Origin of the sequence: Dyadobacter sp. CECT 9275, from assembly GCF_907164905.1 — a bacterium.
In the GTDB taxonomy this organism is placed as follows: Bacteria; Bacteroidota; Bacteroidia; order Cytophagales; family Spirosomataceae; genus Dyadobacter; species Dyadobacter helix.
In genome coordinates this window covers 1,785,572-1,804,278 of record NZ_CAJRAF010000002.1, presented here as the reverse complement: position 1 = coordinate 1,804,278, position 18,707 = coordinate 1,785,572, and the positions used below count along the sequence as shown (strand labels likewise).

Annotated in this window: 17 protein-coding genes and 1 riboswitch; of the genes, 9 read left to right on the top strand and 8 right to left on the bottom strand. The window is 46.1% G+C overall.

Annotation, left to right across the window (positions count from 1 at the left end):
* Positions 1 to 532 precede the first annotated feature (532 nt).
* From KOE27_RS15295 to KOE27_RS15285, 3 genes are all read right to left on the bottom strand, one after another.
* Positions 533 to 1,264, bottom strand: coding sequence for a LytR/AlgR family response regulator transcription factor (locus tag KOE27_RS15295; RefSeq protein WP_215239729.1), 732 nt, complete (start codon positions 1,262 to 1,264; stop codon positions 533 to 535).
* 205 nt (positions 1,265 to 1,469) lie between these two features.
* Entirely contained in the window at positions 1,470 to 2,780 is a 1,311-nt protein-coding gene (gene eat, locus KOE27_RS15290; protein ID WP_215239728.1) for an ethanolamine permease, read from the bottom strand.
* An 84-nt stretch (positions 2,781 to 2,864) separates the two neighbouring features.
* A complete protein-coding gene (locus KOE27_RS15285) occupies positions 2,865 to 3,656 on the bottom strand; it encodes a phosphatidylinositol-specific phospholipase C/glycerophosphodiester phosphodiesterase family protein (RefSeq protein WP_215239727.1) in 792 nt (263 codons plus the stop codon).
* A gap of 255 nt (positions 3,657 to 3,911) precedes the next feature.
* Here KOE27_RS15285 and KOE27_RS15280 point away from each other — a divergent pair, with 255 nt between their 5' ends.
* Entirely contained in the window at positions 3,912 to 5,600 is a 1,689-nt protein-coding gene (locus KOE27_RS15280) for an amino acid permease (protein WP_215239726.1), read from the top strand.
* 48 nt (positions 5,601 to 5,648) lie between these two features.
* Here the strand turns inward: KOE27_RS15280 and KOE27_RS15275 are convergent, their stop codons facing one another.
* Positions 5,649 to 6,098 (bottom strand): hypothetical protein, encoded by a 450-nt coding sequence (locus KOE27_RS15275; protein WP_215239725.1) that lies wholly within the window; start codon positions 6,096 to 6,098, stop codon positions 5,649 to 5,651.
* A 171-nt stretch (positions 6,099 to 6,269) separates the two neighbouring features.
* Here KOE27_RS15275 and KOE27_RS15270 point away from each other — a divergent pair, with 171 nt between their 5' ends.
* Positions 6,270 to 7,628 carry a DUF1800 domain-containing protein gene (locus KOE27_RS15270; RefSeq protein ID WP_215239724.1) on the top strand — a complete coding sequence of 453 codons (1,359 nt, stop codon included), beginning with the start codon at positions 6,270 to 6,272 and terminating at the stop codon, positions 7,626 to 7,628.
* A gap of 24 nt (positions 7,629 to 7,652) precedes the next feature.
* Positions 7,653 to 8,852 (top strand): DUF1501 domain-containing protein, encoded by a 1,200-nt coding sequence (locus KOE27_RS15265; protein WP_215239723.1) that lies wholly within the window; start codon positions 7,653 to 7,655, stop codon positions 8,850 to 8,852.
* Positions 8,853 to 8,867: 15 nt separating this feature from the next.
* Here KOE27_RS15265 and KOE27_RS15260 read toward each other — a convergent pair whose 3' ends face one another.
* A complete protein-coding gene (locus KOE27_RS15260) occupies positions 8,868 to 10,208 on the bottom strand; it encodes a sensor histidine kinase (RefSeq protein WP_215239722.1) in 1,341 nt (446 codons plus the stop codon).
* A 28-nt stretch (positions 10,209 to 10,236) separates the two neighbouring features.
* On the bottom strand, positions 10,237 to 10,911 hold the full coding sequence (gene hxpB / locus KOE27_RS15255) for a hexitol phosphatase HxpB (protein ID WP_215239721.1): 675 nt from the start codon (positions 10,909 to 10,911) through the stop codon (positions 10,237 to 10,239).
* A 183-nt stretch (positions 10,912 to 11,094) separates the two neighbouring features.
* A riboswitch (TPP riboswitch) is annotated at positions 11,095 to 11,190 on the top strand.
* Between the two features lie 110 nt (positions 11,191 to 11,300).
* Here hxpB and thiM point away from each other — a divergent pair.
* From thiM to KOE27_RS15230, 5 genes are all read left to right on the top strand, one after another.
* Complete coding sequence (gene thiM, locus KOE27_RS15250) at positions 11,301 to 12,095, top strand: hydroxyethylthiazole kinase (RefSeq protein WP_215239720.1); 795 nt, start codon at positions 11,301 to 11,303, stop codon at positions 12,093 to 12,095.
* Between the two features lie 3 nt (positions 12,096 to 12,098).
* Entirely contained in the window at positions 12,099 to 12,734 is a 636-nt protein-coding gene (gene thiE / locus KOE27_RS15245; protein ID WP_215239719.1) for a thiamine phosphate synthase, read from the top strand.
* Positions 12,735 to 12,741: 7 nt separating this feature from the next.
* Complete coding sequence (gene thiD / locus KOE27_RS15240; protein WP_215239718.1) at positions 12,742 to 13,563, top strand: bifunctional hydroxymethylpyrimidine kinase/phosphomethylpyrimidine kinase; 822 nt, start codon at positions 12,742 to 12,744, stop codon at positions 13,561 to 13,563.
* A complete protein-coding gene (tenA, locus tag KOE27_RS15235) occupies positions 13,560 to 14,210 on the top strand; it encodes a thiaminase II (protein ID WP_215239717.1) in 651 nt (216 codons plus the stop codon). The genes thiD and tenA overlap by 4 nt, the downstream gene beginning before the upstream one ends.
* A 112-nt stretch (positions 14,211 to 14,322) precedes the next feature.
* Complete coding sequence (locus KOE27_RS15230; RefSeq protein ID WP_215239716.1) at positions 14,323 to 14,820, top strand: pyridoxamine 5'-phosphate oxidase family protein; 498 nt, start codon at positions 14,323 to 14,325, stop codon at positions 14,818 to 14,820.
* Between the two features lie 81 nt (positions 14,821 to 14,901).
* Here the strand turns inward: KOE27_RS15230 and KOE27_RS15225 are convergent, their stop codons facing one another.
* Positions 14,902 to 15,441: a YciE/YciF ferroxidase family protein gene (locus KOE27_RS15225; RefSeq protein WP_215239715.1), complete on the bottom strand. Its 540-nt coding sequence runs from the start codon at positions 15,439 to 15,441 to the stop codon at positions 14,902 to 14,904.
* Positions 15,442 to 15,702: 261 nt separating this feature from the next.
* On the opposite strand from KOE27_RS15225, the gene KOE27_RS15220 reads away from it, so the two are divergent.
* Positions 15,703 to 16,617 carry an LEA type 2 family protein gene (locus KOE27_RS15220; RefSeq protein ID WP_215239714.1) on the top strand — a complete coding sequence of 305 codons (915 nt, stop codon included), beginning with the start codon at positions 15,703 to 15,705 and terminating at the stop codon, positions 16,615 to 16,617.
* A gap of 2 nt (positions 16,618 to 16,619) precedes the next feature.
* Here KOE27_RS15220 and KOE27_RS15215 read toward each other — a convergent pair whose 3' ends face one another.
* Entirely contained in the window at positions 16,620 to 18,566 is a 1,947-nt protein-coding gene (locus KOE27_RS15215; RefSeq protein WP_215239713.1) for a glycoside hydrolase family 127 protein, read from the bottom strand.
* Positions 18,567 to 18,707: the final 141 nt, after the last annotated feature.

The following is an 18,707-nucleotide window of genomic DNA, read 5'->3' as shown; positions in this document are numbered from 1 at the left end:
CATAAACTCCGGGGATGTAAATTTTACTCAACGATATTATTAATAAAAACTTTGTTCTGATAGATTTAGTTTAAGTTATAAGGTCGTTAATCTGCCAGGGGTAGTTGTAGAAATATGATTAAATCTTTTTTCTACTTTCTATTTAAATACGATAACATTCTTACGTTAGATCGAACCTATCGTTTTTTTAATGGATTATTCTTTGGGCTCTTTATAAGTATCTGAAATTTAAGTTTTTAATCTTTTACTGAACACGCAGCTTTTCTCTGTATTCCGAATTTATATAATTGATACGGTATCCGTCTTCGTTTTTGCCGCCTTTCTGAGGAGGGTTCGCGGCGGTCAAAAGTCTGAACTTTAGTTATAGGGATGGTTTCAGAAAGGTCATCAAATCCGGTGGTATCATTCCGGAACTGTTCCTTTCAAAACCTTATGATAAAATTAAGGAGGAGAAGGTTACTTGTCAAAATAATGTGGTAACCGGCTTATTTTGTAAGGTGAAATGCCGGAAAGAAATGGTTTGGCAAAATGCTCAGGAAAAAGTTTTGATACGGCTCAGGAGTTCGGTCCGGTTATCCGCCGTAATGGGGATCTCAATGTCATTGATCATGACATGAATGTAGTTGATGGACGTAATGGCATTTAAGTTAATTATAAACGACTTATGAACCCTGAAAAACTGATTCCCAGGCAGCTGGCTCAGGATATTTTTCAGGGTTTCTCGGATCGTATACTTCTTTTTGGCGGTATGCAGTTCAAGATAATTATCGTCGCTCCTGATAAAGAGGATATCAGCCAGCATAATTTTCATGAACATATGCTTCTCTTTGATAAACAGAGCGTCCTGAATAACCGTGGTATCCTGTTTTAAATCATTGCTGCCTTCATGGATCAGATTTTGCCGGAAGCTCTTAAAAGCAAGTTTCACGGCTGTATACACCGTGATTTTTTGAAACGGCTTATTAAGAAATGCATGCGGTGACGTCCTTAAAGCGGCATTTACAATGGCAATATCCTCATGGCTGGTCAGGAAAATGAAAGGAATCTTGTGCTTTTCACAAATATATTCAGCCACGTCAATACCAGTCTGATAGCCACTGAGGGTAATATCCAATATGGCCAAATGAATTACCTTGGATTTAAGTATCTCTATGGCTTCCGGGTAATTGGATGCGATATCGTTCGCCTCATAGCCGAAGCCGTTCAGGGTATACTGCAGATGCTTGGCAACAATCGGTTCGTCCTCAACAATTAGAATATTCATTTTTGATCAGAGCGCGGCAAGTTTGTTTCTTAAGTTGGGATAAATGGATCGCTTTATTTTTGAGTTATCGGGTTATTGCTGATATAAATAACGTTAAAAATCACAAAAAAAACGAATGCCGGCCGCTATCACTAGAAATATTTTTAATCATTCCTAGTGATTTCTCTTGATTGTAGAACAAATATTAAAATGGCATTAGTGAAAATCACTGGTGGTTCGTCGTCGATTTATTGCGGGTCAATAGAAAAATAATTGTAATCAAAAGCAATCCTCCGAAAAACCAGACACTGAGCAGAAAGTTGTAATAAACAATTGTAACGAGGCATAACAACGAAAGCAACAGCGAGATAGCAGGAAAATAGGGGTAAAAGGGGACGCTGAACGGGCGTTCCAGGGCTGGCTCTTTTTTACGGAGTGCAAAGAGTGCGGCCATACTGATAATATACATCACCACTGCACCAAGAGCAGCCAGAATAATTACCTGGTCGGTTGTACCGAGGCTAAGAGCCACGCAGCCAATTACGCCGCCCGCGATCAGCGCCCAGTGGGGTGTCTGAAATTTAGCATTTACCTGTCCGAGGAATGAGGGCAGATACCCGCTGCGAGCCAAAGCGTAGATCTGTCTGGAATAACCGATAATGGTGCCATGGAAGGATGCTATGAGACCAAAGAGCCCGAGGCTGGCAAAAAGATGTGTCCAGCTGCTGTTTCTTCCCAGTACGATCCCGAGTGCCGCCGGAAGCGGGTAGTCTATAGTGCTAAGATTACGCCAATGCGTGATGCCACCGGTGACGATCATAACAGCCAGTGCCAGCACCACCAGGGTCAGGATACCATAGATGTATCCGAGAGAGATGGTTTTTTTTGGATTTTCAACTTCTTCCGCTACCATGGCAACGCCTTCTATGGCCAGATAAAACCAGATCGCGAAGGGAAGTGCGGCAAATACACCGGCCCAGCCGAAAGGCATGGGGTCTGTAACAAAGGTTTCATAAGAAAAATGCGGTACGACAATCCCTATGTACAGGAGTAATTCGGCAACAGCAAGAATGGTGACCACCAGGGAGAACATGGCGGATTCTTTGATTCCCAGAAGATTAATGCCTATAAAAATAACATAACACGCAAAGGCAACCTGAAGGACCGAAAGTGACGGATAGAGGAAGTGGGCGTAACTTCCAAGTGCAAATGCTATGGCGGGAGGGGCTATCAGGAATTCGACAAGGGTGGCGTAGCCCGCAATAATTCCGCCCCACCAGCCAAATGCGCGGTGTGCATAGGCAAAGGGCCCTCCGGCCTGAGGTATTGATGTGGTGAGCTCGGTAAAACTGAAAATAAAGGTGACATAAAGTACTGTTACAATGAGTGTAGCAATTAAAAAGCCAATGGTTCCGGAAACACCCCAGCCATAATTCCATCCGAAGTATTCTCCGGAAATGACCAGGCCGACCGCAATGGCCCACAAGTGAATTGGTTTTAATACTTTTTTTAAGGCAACGTTTTGATCAGCAGACATTTAAATGTGAGTTAAAGGTATCAGACAGTAATTGAAGTGAATTCTGGAAGGAGTGAGGGTAGTGAGTACCGGTGCCGGGCTGCATTATTTGGGTGCGGTCCGCAGGTAATCTCCCATTTCTACCACTTTGTCGGTATTTAAATAATCAACTTTGAGCGACATCATGGTTTTCCATGCGTTTATATTGTCCGGGGTGGCCCAGAATCTTATTTTTTTATCCAGTTCATGGGCCTGGCTGATGACTTTCTCAAGCCGTTTTTGGTCTTTTTTGAGCATTTCTCCTTCACCGTTCCATTTGGAGTAGGTCTGGAACGACTGGCTGATCAGTCCTAGCCTCAGTAATTGATATTTGGTATAACTAATGTCTGGCCGGCCATCAAAATAAATGTAGTCGGGGTATTTATTATAGGTGGTAGGATCTGGCGTATTGCCGCTGATTACGATTTTTACAGTTCCTTTCGGTGCCAGATATTGTTCGTAAGGAGCCAGTTCGCGCAGTAGCACCGCCATCGTTTCTGTGGCAGGTGTTTTCAGGTCAATCAGCAGTTGCAGTATGGTATTGGACTGCGCATAGATTTTACCCCCATTTTTTTCAATTTCCGAAATTATTGGTTCCAGATAAAGTTTCTTAAAAGTACGCTCTTCTGAAATTCCTGTCTTGTCATGAGCTGTATACAAGACGCTGTCCTGAAGTATTAAATCGGCTTCGATGGATCCGAACCCCTGTTTGTATGCATCCCAGAACGCATTTTTATGCTCATAGTCATTGTGCGAATGCGCCTGGGCGGGGGTATACAATGAGGACTGGGCAAACGTTTCAGTACCCGAGATTGCAAGGAAGAGCAGGAATAAAACCGGCCGGATTGTCAATATCATGGAGTGGTGTCGGATGGAGTTCGTAAAGTTAACTTTAAATCGGGATTATGAAAATGGTTGGTAAACTAATATACGTTCAGTCTGGTTACATCTCCCCGGATATATACTTGTAATTATCATTTTAAGGCCTTTTAATAACAAAATGAAAGTTAAGTCAGTGAGAATTCACAAATTAGGACGCAATTCTGGGCAGGACAAAGAATATCGTTATTTTAGCTCCTTAAACTCAATATAACTCCTTACACGCAGTTCTAAATGGAAAAGAACACTTCTTTGTTTCGTAAAAAATCGGTGGATCAGATTCTTAAAGACGCCCATTCGGCGGAGGAAGGAGGTTTGGCTAAAATATTGGGTGTAAGAGACCTGGTATCTTTGGGGATTGCGGCAATCGTCGGTGCGGGTATTTTTAGTACCATTGGTCTTGCCAGCTTTAATGGAGGGCCAGCCGTTTCACTTTTGTTTGTTTTTACTGCTGTAGCCTGCGTTTTTACAGCGCTTTCATACGCTCAGTTTGCCAGTACGGTGCCGGTTTCGGGCAGTGCCTATACCTATGCCTATGTTGCTTTTGGTGAGCTCTTTGCCTGGATCATCGGTTGGGCTTTAATACTGGAATATGCGGTTTCCAACATGGTGGTGGCTATTTCGTGGGCGGAGTATTTTGTTAGTATGTTAAAAGGATTTGGGATTACGCTTCCCGGCTGGCTGACTATGAACCCGGTGGCCGCCTCCGAAGCTTTTCATAAACTACAAACCTCAGGACAGGCGACACTTACGGCATACGAACGTTTGGCCGCCCACGCCTTTGAGGTAGCACCGCGGGTTGGGGACTTTCCGATTATTCTGAACCTTCCTGCAGGCCTGGTTACGTTACTGGTTACGGCACTGGTGTACATCGGAATCCGGGAGTCACGGACGGCAAGTAATATCATGGTGATACTAAAAATAGGAGTGGTTTTGCTGGTGATTTTTGCAGGGGCGTTTTACGTAAAACCGGAGAATTGGAGCCCATTTGCGCCCAATGGAGTAAGTGGAGTTTTGAGCGGTGTGGCAGCGGTATTTTTTGCCTTCATCGGTTTTGATTCCATCTCAACCACAGCAGAAGAATGTAAGGACCCTCAGCGGGATATGCCCAGGGCCATGATCTATTGTTTGCTGATTTGCACAGTCCTGTATGTGCTCATCACCCTGGTACTGACAGGTATGGTGAATTACAAAGAGTTGAATGTGAGTGATCCCCTTGCTTTCGTATTCCAGAGCGTGGGTCTGGATTTCATGGCCGGGCTGATCTCCGTAAGTTCTGTGATCGCTATTACCAGTGCACTGCTGGTATATCAGTTGGGGCAGCCCAGGATCTGGATGACCATGAGCCGTGACGGACTTTTGTGGAAGAAATTCTCGACCATTCACCCCAGGTATAAAACCCCCTCGTTTGCTACCATTGTAACGGGGGTAGTGGTTGCGGTTCCTGCTCTTTTTTTTAAGATGGACTTCTTCGTTGACCTTACCAGTGTAGGTACCTTTTTTGCCTTCATACTGGTATGCGGAGGCGTTTTGTACCTCGATCATACCGGTATTTCTCAAAGGTCAAAATTCAGGGTACCTTATATCAACGGGAAATTCCTGATAGGCGGGCTTTTTATCCTGGCGGTTGGCGGGATACTTTTGTACGGCCAGGATACCCTTAAAGAATGGGATGCTCTTTCGGCTTCAGAAATAATCGAACATAAGCTTCTGACGATCATTTTCTGGATCACCTGGGCAACGTTATCCTACCTTAGCTTTAGATATAATTTCTCGTCGCTTCCCGTGGCGGGGATACTCACCAATCTGTATCTGATGACGGAACTGGGCTCGTCCAACTGGCTGATCTTTGTGATATGGCTCGCAATTGGCCTGCTGATCTATTTTGGTTACGGGTACAAAAAAAGCAAACTGGCTGCCTGAAAGGCAGAGCTGTGAAGGATCTCCTGGTATACGCACAGCTCTGCCTTTTTACCTTTTTTCTATTTTCAGAACAATAGAATAATCCTGCTTTTTTCGGGTGCTGTCGAGCCGGGCTTTCGGATTAACGGATTCCAGAATGAACCGATACTTTTGTCCCGCAAAATTTTCATCCAGTGTGTCCGTTACCTGAAAGCCGGTTGTCGGGCTAATGGTATGGCAATCGCCAAGGCACATGGTGACGTGTTTGGTGACACCACCTTCGGTCGTCACACCACTCAATGCCAGGTCCACGGTGGCGTTCCCAGCCCAGATACACTGGACTCCCTCCGGACAGCGGCTGTCTTCAACTTCAAAAAAGGTAAGTGTAGACCGCGGGACGTCATTGATGCTCACCGTTTCCTTGTAATAAATTTCATTTGGATCTTTCTTGTCCACTGATGAATTGTTGCAGGCCGAAATCGTTGACACCAGCATGATTCCCAATAATAGTCTTTTCATGATTTCTTCTTCCTAATGGTTTTCAGCAAAGACAAATGATGTTGTTTTTTGGTTGTAATCTACAAAAAATATAACAGATTTGAGACTTCTCCGATTTGTTCTTAAACCTTGGTCGTGAAAGGACGTCAAAGGTATAAAAATGGATTTGTGATGCGAGATAATGGTCAGAAAATGAGAGTTCTACATCTCTATAGACGTGCTGCATTCGGGTACTTGCCTGAAAGCACCCTGACAATCCCCCAGGCGGTTGAAAATCTTTTTTCCAGTCAATCCGGATTTACACCAATAATGCAGGAGGTAAACGAGGTGCTGGGCCAGCGCAAAGAAATGGATGGTACCTCCAAAAAGGAACTCCGGGAGGAAGCGAAACTAAGGATAAAAAGGATGAATCTTGAGTGGTTAAGTCTTATGAACCGACGGGAAGGGGTTTTTACGGAGCGGATGGCTTTGTTTTGGCATGGCCATTTTGCTTGTCGAACGGTTGTTCCTGGTTTTGTTTTGAGTTATATCAATACAATCAGAAAACATTCGCTGGGGAATTTTGGGGATATGCTCATGGCCATTTCTAAGGAGCCCGCTATGCTGCAATTTCTGAATAACCAGCAGAATAGGAAATCAAGCCCGAACGAAAATTTTGCCAGAGAGGTCATGGAACTTTTTACCTTAGGCCGTGGCAATTATACCGAAACAGACGTGAAGGAAGTGGCCAGGGCTTTTACGGGTTGGGGATTTGATACAGAGGGACAATTTGTTTTCCGGGAACGCACCCATGACAATGGTATCAAAAACTTTCTGGGCCGGGAAGGAGATTTCCGGGGTGAAGATGTCATACGTATTCTGCTCAGACAAAAACAAACGGCCCGGCATGTGGTTACCAAACTATATCAGGCATTTGTAAGCGAAAAGCTTAATAAAAGGAGAATTGAAGATTTAGCGGACATCTTTTATCAGTCGGGATACGATATCGGAGGCTTGATGAAAAAAATATTTCTTTCCGACTGGTTCTATGAAATTCCCTCGGATCAATTACTTATAAAATCTCCGGTATCCTTGATGGCCGGTATAGCGCAAGCCATTCCCGGGGCCTTCGGCGCTGGAGAGCAACCGCTTTTGGTTCAGAAGGTATTGGGGCAGGTACTGTTTTATCCGCCCAACGTTGCAGGCTGGCCAGGAGGCAGAAGCTGGATTGATGGTTCCAGCCTGTTGTACCGGATGAACCTCCCCTTTTTAATTACCGGGAAGGGGATCGGTCCGGTGAAGGGAAAACAGAGCGGGGATGTGAATGATATAACGGTGCAACAAAACACTGCTGCCGATAAACTGGATTGGAGTAAATTGGTTGAACGGTACCATGCTGTTTCCGATCAGGACCTAGCAGAAATGATGGCAGCAGATTTGTTTGCAGTACCGCCATCCGAGCCAGTCATGCAGCTTGTGAAGAGTAAGGCGTCAGGTGAAACGGACAGGCCCAAGCGCGTCAGGCTTCTGACACTGGCCTTCATGGGGCTTCCTGAATATCAGGTCTGTTAAATCAAAAACTAACTTTTTTAGAAGATGAAAAGGAGAGATTTTATCCGGAAATCGGTGGTGGCCGCCTCGGGCACCTGGCTGGCACCTGAGTTTTTAAAGTTAACCGGCCGGAGTATTGGTTCGGGGAATCAGAACATACTGGTAGTGATCCAGCTTTCCGGCGGCAACGACGGACTGAATACTGTTATTCCTTACCGGAATGATATTTACTATCGGGAAAGACCGGTATTGGCCATAGAACGCCCAAATGTGATTGCCCTCAATGACGAAATAGGCCTTAATCCTGCACTGACCTTACTACGAAATTTGTACGACGACGGGCGGGTCAGAATCATTAATAATGTAGGATACCCTAATCCGGACCGTTCACATTTTCGTTCGATGGATATCTGGCAAACGGCGAGTAAATCCACTGAATACCTGAATACCGGATGGCTGGGGAGGTATCTAGACGCGCAATGCAGGGAAAATGGAGTGAGACCTTACCAAATGCTGGAAATCGACGATACCCTAAGTCTTGCCATGAAGGGGAGTGAGGCCAACGGATTGGCGCTGCTCAACCCGCGAAAATTATATAGCCAGGCTCGTTTTGCGGAATTGAAAAAGCTGGTAAAAGCAAATGAAAAACAGGGGGTGAACAGTACGGTTGATTATCTCTACAAAACCATCATTGAAACGGAGTCAAGCGCAGCGTATTTGCATGAGAAAGTAAAAGTGCGTCCAGGCAGTAACATTTATCCCAACAGTGAGTTGGCAAAAAATCTGAAGACCATATCTGAACTGATTAATTCCGGCGTGGAAACTTCTGTTTATTATGTATCATTATCGGGCTTTGATACACATGTAAATCAGAAAAATCAGCAGGAGCGTTTGCTTCAGCAATATTCGGAGGGTATTTCGGCTTTTGTAACAGACCTCAAAAAAAATGGCCAGCTGGGCCGTACGCTTATTCTGACTTTCAGTGAATTTGGCCGTCGGGTAAAACAAAATGCCAGTGGTGGTACAGATCACGGAACTGCCAATAACGTTTTTCTGATCGGAGGCCCGCCCAGAAACTCAGTCGTTTACAATGAAGCTCCGGACCTGTCGGATCTGGACGCGGGTGATCTGCGTTTTTCGGTTGACTTTAGAAATATTTATGCATCGCTGCTAAAAGACTGGCTGGGTGGAAATGCAAAGGCAATTTTGGGGGAACGTTTTTCAGGATTATCCAATCTGGTGTAACGGCGTATCCTTCGGTTAAATGATGAGACTAAAAACGGTTCCTTTTCCCACTTCTGAAACAACCGTCAGGTTGCCGCCATGCTGCTGCAGTATCTGGCGCGAGAGGCTCAGACCAATACCGGAACCGGTTTTTTTAGTAGTATAAAAGGGGATGAAAATATTCTCGAGCGCTTCGGGTTCTATCCCATCACCATTGTCCTCCACTTCAATGACCGTATGGCTGTCAGTCGAATAAGCATTCAGGGTAATGAGCCTGCTGGTTTGTATGGAAAATGCTTCCGAAGCGTTTTTGATAAGGTTGATCAGCACCTGTTGTATCTGGCTGGAATCCGCTTTAATCGTTAAATTTTCGGGTTTGACATTCAGCTTCCACAGCACACCTGACGCAACAAGATCGGTTTGCAAAAGCTGAATAACATCATTCAAAAGCTCCGTAACGTTGAGGCTAGTGAAAACGGGCTTAGGTAAAGTAGTGAAGTCGCGGTAGGCATTAACAAACTGCATCATTCCTTTGCTCCGTTTTTCGAGCGTATGAAGTGCTTCTTTCAGGTCAGTCACTGCTTCCTGGTCAGTGGTTGATTTTTCAATGTCTTCGTTAACGATCATCCGCATAGTACCTACCAGGGAGACGATCGGCGTCATGGAATTCATGATCTCATGACGCAATACCCTTGTGAGGTTTTGCCAGGATTCCACTTCCTGCTGCTGAAGTTCGGTTTGTATATTTTGCAAAACTACGATTCTCACCCAGGTGCCGCGCAGCTGTATAGCCGCTCCCTGCAAAGCCAGCGGCTGATCATTGGGCGTGCGATACAACTCCCTGACGCCCGAAGTCAGTTCGGAAAGCAATTCGTAGAGCCGTGGATGTTTTTCCTGTAATTCGCTGAGCTGGTGCAGGCGGTATATCCCCAGCATACGAAGGGCGGCACTGTTAATGATATTGACTTTTCCGTTGCTGTCAAAGGTAATGAGGCCGGTGCCAATATGCTGCACGATGGTATTGAGGTACTGAAGATTGGCTTCCTTTTCGGCCCTGGCTTGTCTGAACGCCAGCAGCACTTCATTGAACTGCTGGTTAAGTTCTTTGAAGGTTTTTCCCATTTTGTTATCTGCCCGGAAGTTGATCGTAAAATCCGAGTACCTGACAGATTCCAGGAAATAGGTTAGTTTGCGATTGACTTTTGTAACATACTGATACAGCAAGGAGCCCTGGATGGAAATGATAACGATGCCCAGCATGTAAATCAATCCCTTATTAGTCTGCTGGTGCGACAGCCATAACAATGCCAGGATGCTCAGGATGATGATGATGATCCGTGTTGCAACAACAATACTGAAATGCCTTAAGCCAATCATATAGGGCAGGGGCTGAAAGGTTTATGAATCAATTATTGAATAATACCTGCGGAAACTCACTCATTTCTGTAAAAATGTAATCTTTCAGAGAACGTATCTTGTAATGGGCGAGGTCAAATTTGGGATCATCATAAACTTCCGCTGCGGGTACTGAAATAGCGACCATTCCGGCTGCGTGCGCAGATCGCAAACCGGCATGTGAATCTTCAAAAGCAATACATTCGCCTGGGGCTACGCCCAATTTCGCGACTGTGGAGAGGTACACGGCAGGGTGCGGTTTGGTGAATTTTTCCAGCGTTCCCGAATGCCAGGAGTCAAAATACTCGGTTATTTGCAACCGTTCCAGTACCCCTTCAATGAGCTCCATGTGCGAAGCGGAGGCTACGGCCAGTTTCAGGTTTTGTTGTTTCAGTGTTTTTACGAGTTCAACGGCGCCAGGCATGGCTACCGCCCTGTCCAGGATATGCTGATGTGCGTATTCCAGAATATCATGTTCCAGCTCTTCAAAGCTGGGGGTGTTCCAGGGTTGTATTTTATAACAGAATTCCAGGAAAAGCTGGCAGGAAAGTCCGGTGGTCTGGTGTTTTAATTCATTGGTGAGCTCAAAATTTACTTTTTGCATTACCTCACGTGCGGCTTCGGTCCAGATCGGTTCCGAGTCGATCAGCAAGCCATCCATGTCAAATATTGCTGCTTTAATCATGTAACAGGAATTTCGGTTTTAAAATATAATATTTTGATACGGGAAATCATGGTTTATAACGAACGGAACCGTTTCACTTCATGTCGGTTATCGTACAGGAATGGTTGCAGCCGTTTTTGATAAAATGATGTACAGGCCCGGTTCCTTTTTTCTTATTTCCAAAACTACTACTTTCGCAATTAAGAATGGCTTTAGGGGTGTCCAAAAAACGGACTGAGATTCATACCCTTTGAACCTGACACAGTTGATGCTGTCGTAGGAAAAAGCGTTGTACCGGTAATAACGTTGCCGGGTTTCCTTTTTGGTTTTGTCAGAATCGCCTTGGCGTTCCTCATCACCGTTTCCTTACTGTCCATTCCCATGTTTTTACTTAACCAGAACATTGAGAAATGGAATTTAATTTCGAAAGCAATCTTACCAGCCTCCGTTCATCGGCACCTTTGGTTCATAATATAACCAATTTCGTTGTCATGAATTTTACAGCCAACGCCCTGCTGGCGATCGGGGCTTCTCCGGTCATGGCACACGCCGTGCAGGAAGTGGAGGATATGGTATCCATAGCCGGTGCATTGGTGGTTAACATTGGAACCCTTTCTCCCGTATGGGTGGATGGGATGAAACTGGCCATGAAAAAAGCGGCGGAATTGGGTAAGCCCATTGTCATAGATCCGGTGGGAGCGGGAGCAACGCCGTATCGGGATCAGGTTCTGCAGCAGCTTCTCGAGGTAGCTTCGCCTGCCATTATTCGTGGCAATGCCTCTGAAATCATGTCCATGGCCGGTTCTCACATTCGGACGAAAGGAGTTGACAGTACCGCACTTTCAACCGACGGACTTTCTGCTGCGCGTGCATTAAGCCATCAGTATGACTGTGTAGTAAGTGTTAGCGGAGCTACGGACGTCATTGTTCGTGGGAATGAAACAGCTTACGTAAAGAATGGTATCCCGCTGATGACCCGTATCACAGGCATGGGATGCAGCGCATCAGCCATTGCAGGCGCATTTGCAGCCATTCAGCCCGATTTTTTCGATGCAGCTGTGTGCGCCGCTGCTACCATGGGCGTAAGCGGTGAACTTGCAGGACAAAGAGCGGACCTTCCCGGATCTTTTCAGATTGCCTTCCTGGACGCCCTTGAAGCTCTTAAGCCGGCTCAGTTGGCAGAACTTTCCCGGCTTACTATATAAGCTATGGATATATTAAAAGCCATCCGGTTGTACCTTGTTACGGACGAGGCGGCGTGTCGGGGAAGAGATTTTTATCAGGTGGTGGAAGACGCAGCCCGCGGCGGCGTTACGATGGTACAGTTACGGGAAAAAACGTTAGGGACACGTGCTTTTATCGACCGTGGGAAACGTCTGAAAGATATCCTGGCGCCTTACCAGATTCCGCTGATCATTAACGACAGGGTGGATGTGGCCCTGGCAGTTGATGCAGACGGTGTGCACGTCGGGCAAAGTGATATGCCTTACGAGGTACTCGTTCAAATGCTTCCTCCTGGAAAAATAATCGGGCTATCTGCTGAGAAAATGCAGGACGTAACCGAGGCCGAAAATTGGCACATCAGTTACCTGGCGGTGAGCCCTTTGTATGCTACACCTTCCAAAACGGACACTGAAACACCCTGGGGGTTAAACGGCCTTCAATGGGCCAAACGGAACAGCCGACATCCGCTGGTGGTGATCGGGGGGCTGAACATTCACAATACGAACGAAGCGATTTTAAACGGTGCGGACGGGATTGCCGTAATTTCGGCAATATGCAGTGCGGAGTCGCCTTTTTCTGCTGCTCAGGCACTTGGTAAAGCTATTCATTCCAGATCATAAAAATGCCATGAAAAGATACCCGACCGTATTAACAATTGCCGGATCCGACAGCGGAGGCGGAGCCGGAATTCAGGCCGACCTGAAAACCATTACAGCGCTGGGGGCCTACGGTGCGTCTGCGATAACGGCCCTCACAGCGCAAAATACACAGGGAGTGAAAGATATACTCCCCATCCCGCCGGAATTTCTGGCACTACAGCTCGAGGCCGTTTTTGAAGATATTACCGTTGACGCCGTCAAAATAGGAATGGTGAATACCATTAAAGTTGCCGAAATCATTGCTGAGACGCTAGACAAGTATCAGCCGCCTTTCGTCGTATTTGACCCCGTGATGGTATCAACCAGCGGAGCAAAGCTGATACGGGACGAAACGATTGAAACGCTGTGGAAAGTACTGTTCCCACGGGTGCATCTGATTACACCCAACCTGGATGAAGCGCAGATACTGGTAAAACGGATGATCTCTTCTACTCAGGGAATGAAGCTGGCAGCCGAAGAAATGGTGGCACGCGGGTGCCAGGCCGTTTTGCTGAAGGGCGGTCATCTGGTGGCTGAAAAACTGTATGATATTCTTGCACGGAAGGGAGAGCTGCCGATCACTATGGAAACGGATTATATACATAGTCCCAATGTGCATGGTACCGGTTGCACACTGTCTTCTGCTATCGCCAGTTATGCTGCCTTAGGGGTATCCCTGGCGGAATCGGTATTCCTGGCTAAAAGGTATGTTTCCGAAGCAATTGAAGCGGGGAAAGATATCCAGACCGGACAGGGGGCCGGACCACTCAATCATTCCTTTTCTCCACAAAAAATGAACACCATCCAATGAAATTTACGGATCATCTCTGGGCAGAGGCGCTGCCTGTTTACACAAAAATACAGGCTCATCCTTTTAATCAGGAACTGATGGCAGGAACACTTCCGGTGGAAAAGTTTAAATTTTATATCCGTCAGGATTCACTTTATCTGGCAGAGTTTTCCAAGGCGCTGGCCGTTACCGGCACGCACGCAGGTACCAGTCAGGAGTTGCTCGATTTCCTCCAGTTTGCCCAGAACGCCATTCTGGTGGAACGCGCGCTGCACGAAAGCTATTTTAAGGAATATCATATTGATCATCAGGCGGGTATGGCACCGGGTTGTTTTGCCTATACCCATTACTTGCTGGCTACCAGCACTTTTGAGTCGTACGAAGTTGCGGTGGCCGCATTGCTCCCCTGTTTCTGGATCTATAAAAAAGTAGGAGACTATATTTATCAGCGCCAGACGAAACCTAATCCCTACCAGAACTGGATCAATACCTATGCGGGTGAATCTTTTGCAAATTCCGTTCAAAAGGCGCTAAATACCTGTGATCGCCTGGCTGATCAGGCTTCTGAAATAACCCGGAAACAAATGACGGAAGCCTATGTAACGGCTTCCCGTCTCGAATATGTGTTCTGGGACAGCGCCTACAAGCTGGAAAAATGGCCGGTGTAGTGCTGCCTGATTTTGCCGTCCAGAGAATTAATCCGGGGAATTTTAAGAAAATGGAATGGTTATTTTAAGCTTCTGATGAAGCTGATTTTTGTAACATAACATTTACTTAATTATGGAAAAGAACCTGGAAGATATGGAAGGAATAAAAAAGCTGAAAGAAATGGTAAAGGATGCCAGGATATGTATGTACACTACCGTACAGGATGGTATTATCACTTCACGTCCTATGACTTCACTGGATGTGGATGACGAAGGCAACGTCTGGTTTTTTACCAGCCGGCATACGGATATCGGAGAGGGTATGGGTAGTCAGGATGTGACTTTGATATATTCCGATCCGTCTGCAAACAATTACATCAGTGTGGCCGGTACCGCATATCAGGTTGAAGATGAGGATAAAAAGGAAAAACTCTGGAATCCTTTTGCCGCGGCTTGGTTTCCGGAAGGGAAAAACGATCCGGACCTCGTAATGCTTAAAGTAGTGACGGACGAGGCGGCCTACTGGGATGCAGGGTCCTCTAAAATGATCGTATTCTTTTCTATGTTAAAGGCCGCCATTACCGGTCGTGCACCGCAAACCGGAAACCACGGCAAGCTTAACCTTGCCTGAGCCGCCGGTTCGGTACTTAAAAAAAGGAAGCCCGGCTGGATTTATCCGGCCGGGCTTCTTCTTTATGTACTTCGGTAATGTTTACTCGGCGCTGGCTTCTTCATTTACGTATGCTTCCGCCAGTTCCGTGAGCTTGTGGTCGGTATCGCCTTCCTGGTCCAAAGTAACCTGAAGCATATCTGCCACATCCGAATGGCCCAGTGTACGGGCAATGTTTCTCAGCGTTCCGTAAGAAGCAATTTCGTAATGTTCTACCTTCTGAGCGGCCATGATCAGCCCGCAGTCACGTACCATGGTATTCTTGTCGGTGCTGTCTATTATTTCGGTTGCTTCTTCCAGCAAACCTTCCATGGCGGCACATTTTTTAGCCTGTGCCTTTTCGCCGATCAGCCCGAAAATTTCTTCCAGCCTGCTCGCATGTTCTTCTGTTTCTTTGGTATGCATCTCAAATGCCGTCTTTAATTCCTCGGAAGTAGAGGCTTTGGCCATTTTAGGAAGTGCTTTTGCCAGATGTTTTTCAGCCCAGTAAATATCCTTGAGGCCATCTACAAATAGTTCGGTCAGTTTTTCGCTGTCAGCCTCCGTTACTTTTTTAGTTGCTTTGCTTGTGGTCGTTTTCATAATCTGGTTCAATTTGTATGTATGAATTTGAAAAATGTTAAGGAAGAGATCATCTCTTTTCTTTTCTGATGCCTTCGTTCAAAATCCATACCCCCTGGAAAAACCTGCTGATCAGGCTATATACGGCGGCTTAATGAAGATGTTAGTCCACATATACGTCGGAAAAACGGGGGGAATTTGATGCGCACACAATCGCTGTTAGTATATAGATCAGGGAATGGTTTTTGAATCAGACAGTGATTTAACTTAACCGACACCGTGATGCGCCTTACCAGAACTGCCCGGAATATTGTAATCATTATGCTTGTGCTTCTTGTGGCCGGAGGTGCATTTTATTTTTATAAATCGAAGAAAGGTAATCCCGTTTCTGGTTTAAAACCAAGAGTTGAGATGGGAATCGGACATATTACCAACATCACTTCCACTACCGTGGACCTCTCTCTTGATCTGCTCATACACAATCCGTTACCCATGGGTTTTGATGTGAAGGAGTTTACATATTTTGTTCAGATGAACGGTGTGACCATTGTTGAAAGCGAGCATAAAGAGCCCTTGCTCATTAAATCCAACGACAGTACCATTATTACCCTGCCGAGCCAGCTGAACATTCGCAAACTTTCCAATGAAGGGGAAAAAGAAGCAGCTAGGGGAGAGGATAGTGCCAGTTATCATTTTGAAGGATTGTTCCACCTTCGGAAACCGTTTTTGGGAAAGGATACCATTCGGCTGGCGTTTGATAAAAGGATGCCGCTGTACAGGCTTCCAAAGGTGAAAATTCTGGGATATGATATGGAAAAGTTCCGTCTGAGCGAATCCGAAATCGTCATAAAACTTGAGTTTACAAACCAGAATCCATTTACATTGCAATTCAAGGATCCATCCTATGCGGTGGATCTGGGAAAACAGAAACGACTGGCAGATGGAAATTCGCCAGGCAGTACCAAAGTACCCGGGAAGAGCAGTGAAATCTATGAAATTCCTCTTAAGATCAATATGAAAGACTTGCTTAAGGCCGCAGGGCAGCTGATAGGCCAGGGAAAGAGCCTGCCTTTTACCCTTTATTTCAAGAGCAGACTGGTTTCGGAAAATGATGTATTTAAAAACAGTGATGTCAATCTCATAGTGGACGGCGAGCTGAAAGATCTGGACAAGGTGAAGAAAAATCTTGGTAATTGAGTTTATTCCTCTTTAAACCAGACAGTCATTTCGGTTGCACCGCGGTTTGCCCAGGCGTAATAGGGGATAAGGGTCAGATTTCCTTCACTTGATTTTAGAACTGAAATTCCCGATAGCATATCCTGTTGAAAAACCGGGCTGAAAATCTGGCTTTTAGAAACAGAGATATTCATGGCTTTTCCCTGGTTATCATGGCCTTCAGCACAATACAAAACCGGGCCGCGCTCGATGGCTACCATGCCCGCATTGGCATTTACCCTGCTGTTGGAAACGACGGTTCTTACCGGCATATCCAGGGAGATTTCGATGATATCACCTTTTTTCCAGTTCCTGTCCAGGGTTATATACCCATTTTGTACCACGGCCTTCTCCGCTTTTTTGTTAACAGAAAGCCGGATATGGGCGGGTTGTTTATTCTGATATTCATACAGATCTCCCGGAATAGCCGTGCCGCTGGCCCAACCTGGAATTCTGATACCGACAGGGAAGCGGGTTGTTTTTTCTGGAGAAACGTTAATTCTGACCGCTCCATCCCAAGGATAATTTGTTTCCTGGGATAACTTTACATCCACGTCACCGGCTTTAAACCTCACCTCGCTGGCGGCAAAAAGATTGATCAGCAACTGGTTTTTATTTCGCGCATATATGTATTCGGGCAACGCGGGAATAAATCGGGAAATGTTGGTGGGACAACAGGCTGTGCCAAACCAGTCGTGACGGACCGCAGCGGAGCCTTTGCCAAAATCGTTTACGCCGTTGGACGACATAGGGTTGACATAAAAGAATTTATCGCCCTTTATGCCCATCCCACCCAGCAGGCCATTGTACAATACCCGCTCGAAAACATCCATGTATTTTGCCTGGCCTGTGATTAGAAACATCCGGTGATTCCAAAACACATTGGCTATTGCAGCGCAGGTTTCTGCATAGGCGTTGTCATTGGGTAATATATAAGGCTGGTCAAAGGCTTCTCCGTCTTCCCTGGCTCCCACGCCACCGGTGATATACTGTTTGCGGAATGTGGCATCCTGCCAGATACTGTCCAGCGCGATACCATAGCCTGGGTTATCTTCCACCCTTATGAGATCGGCTACGGCAGCGTAGAGATATTGTGCTCTCACAGCATGTCCTACTGCTTTCCGTTGACGTACAAATGGGATCTGATCCTGAAAATAATCAGGTCCGAGCTGATGAGCGTCCAGAAACAACGGACGTTTGTCTGAACGCCCGCGCATATCCACGAAAAATTTCGCCAGATCCAGATATTCCCTTTTGCTGGTAACGCCATATAGCTTGATCAGCGCAAGTTCTGTTTCTTCATGTCCGGGTACCACCACCAGTTGGCCGGGAGCAGGGCCAAAAGTCCTCACGAGATGGTCTGCATTTTTGATGGCAATGTTGAGCAGATTCTTTTTCCCGGTCGCCTGATAATGGGCAACGGCCGCTTCATAAAGATGCCCCACATTGTAGAGTTCATGGCTGCCGTTTTCGAAGGAGTATCGGTAGGGACCTGCAATCCAGTCGAACGAACCGGTAGTATCCTTGTGAATGGTACGGATGGTGTACAGATAGCCGTCAGGTTCCTGGGCCGCAGCAAACAGCGTGATCAGGCTATCGAGATATTGGTCCAGTTTGGCGTCATAATGGTTTTGCAGGGAATAGGAAGCCCCTTCCACCACTTTGAATACATCGGAATCATCGAACCGGGCTCCCTGGAAAGTACCCGTTTTTAAGCCTCCTGCAACTGCAAAATTATCAAACCGGCCTGTTTCCTGGCATTTTTTCAGAACATGCGGAATGGTAACGTTTCTGGCCGTTTCTACACGCTGATGCCAGAAGCCGGGCAGTGTCCTTACGTCTTTGAGCGGAACGGCAGTGATGGAAGATTGTTGGCCCAAAACCGGATGCAGATATATCCAGAGCGATAATATGGCAAAGGATTTTTTCATAGGGTGCTTTATTAAAATGGCTCGAGTGTTTGTTGCAGGGATGTTCCATTTAAAAAAACATTCCAACCCGATGACTTAACCCATTTCACATACCTCCTCTCTTTTCCCATCTCCTCCCTTTCCTCCTTTTCTCCCTTCCTC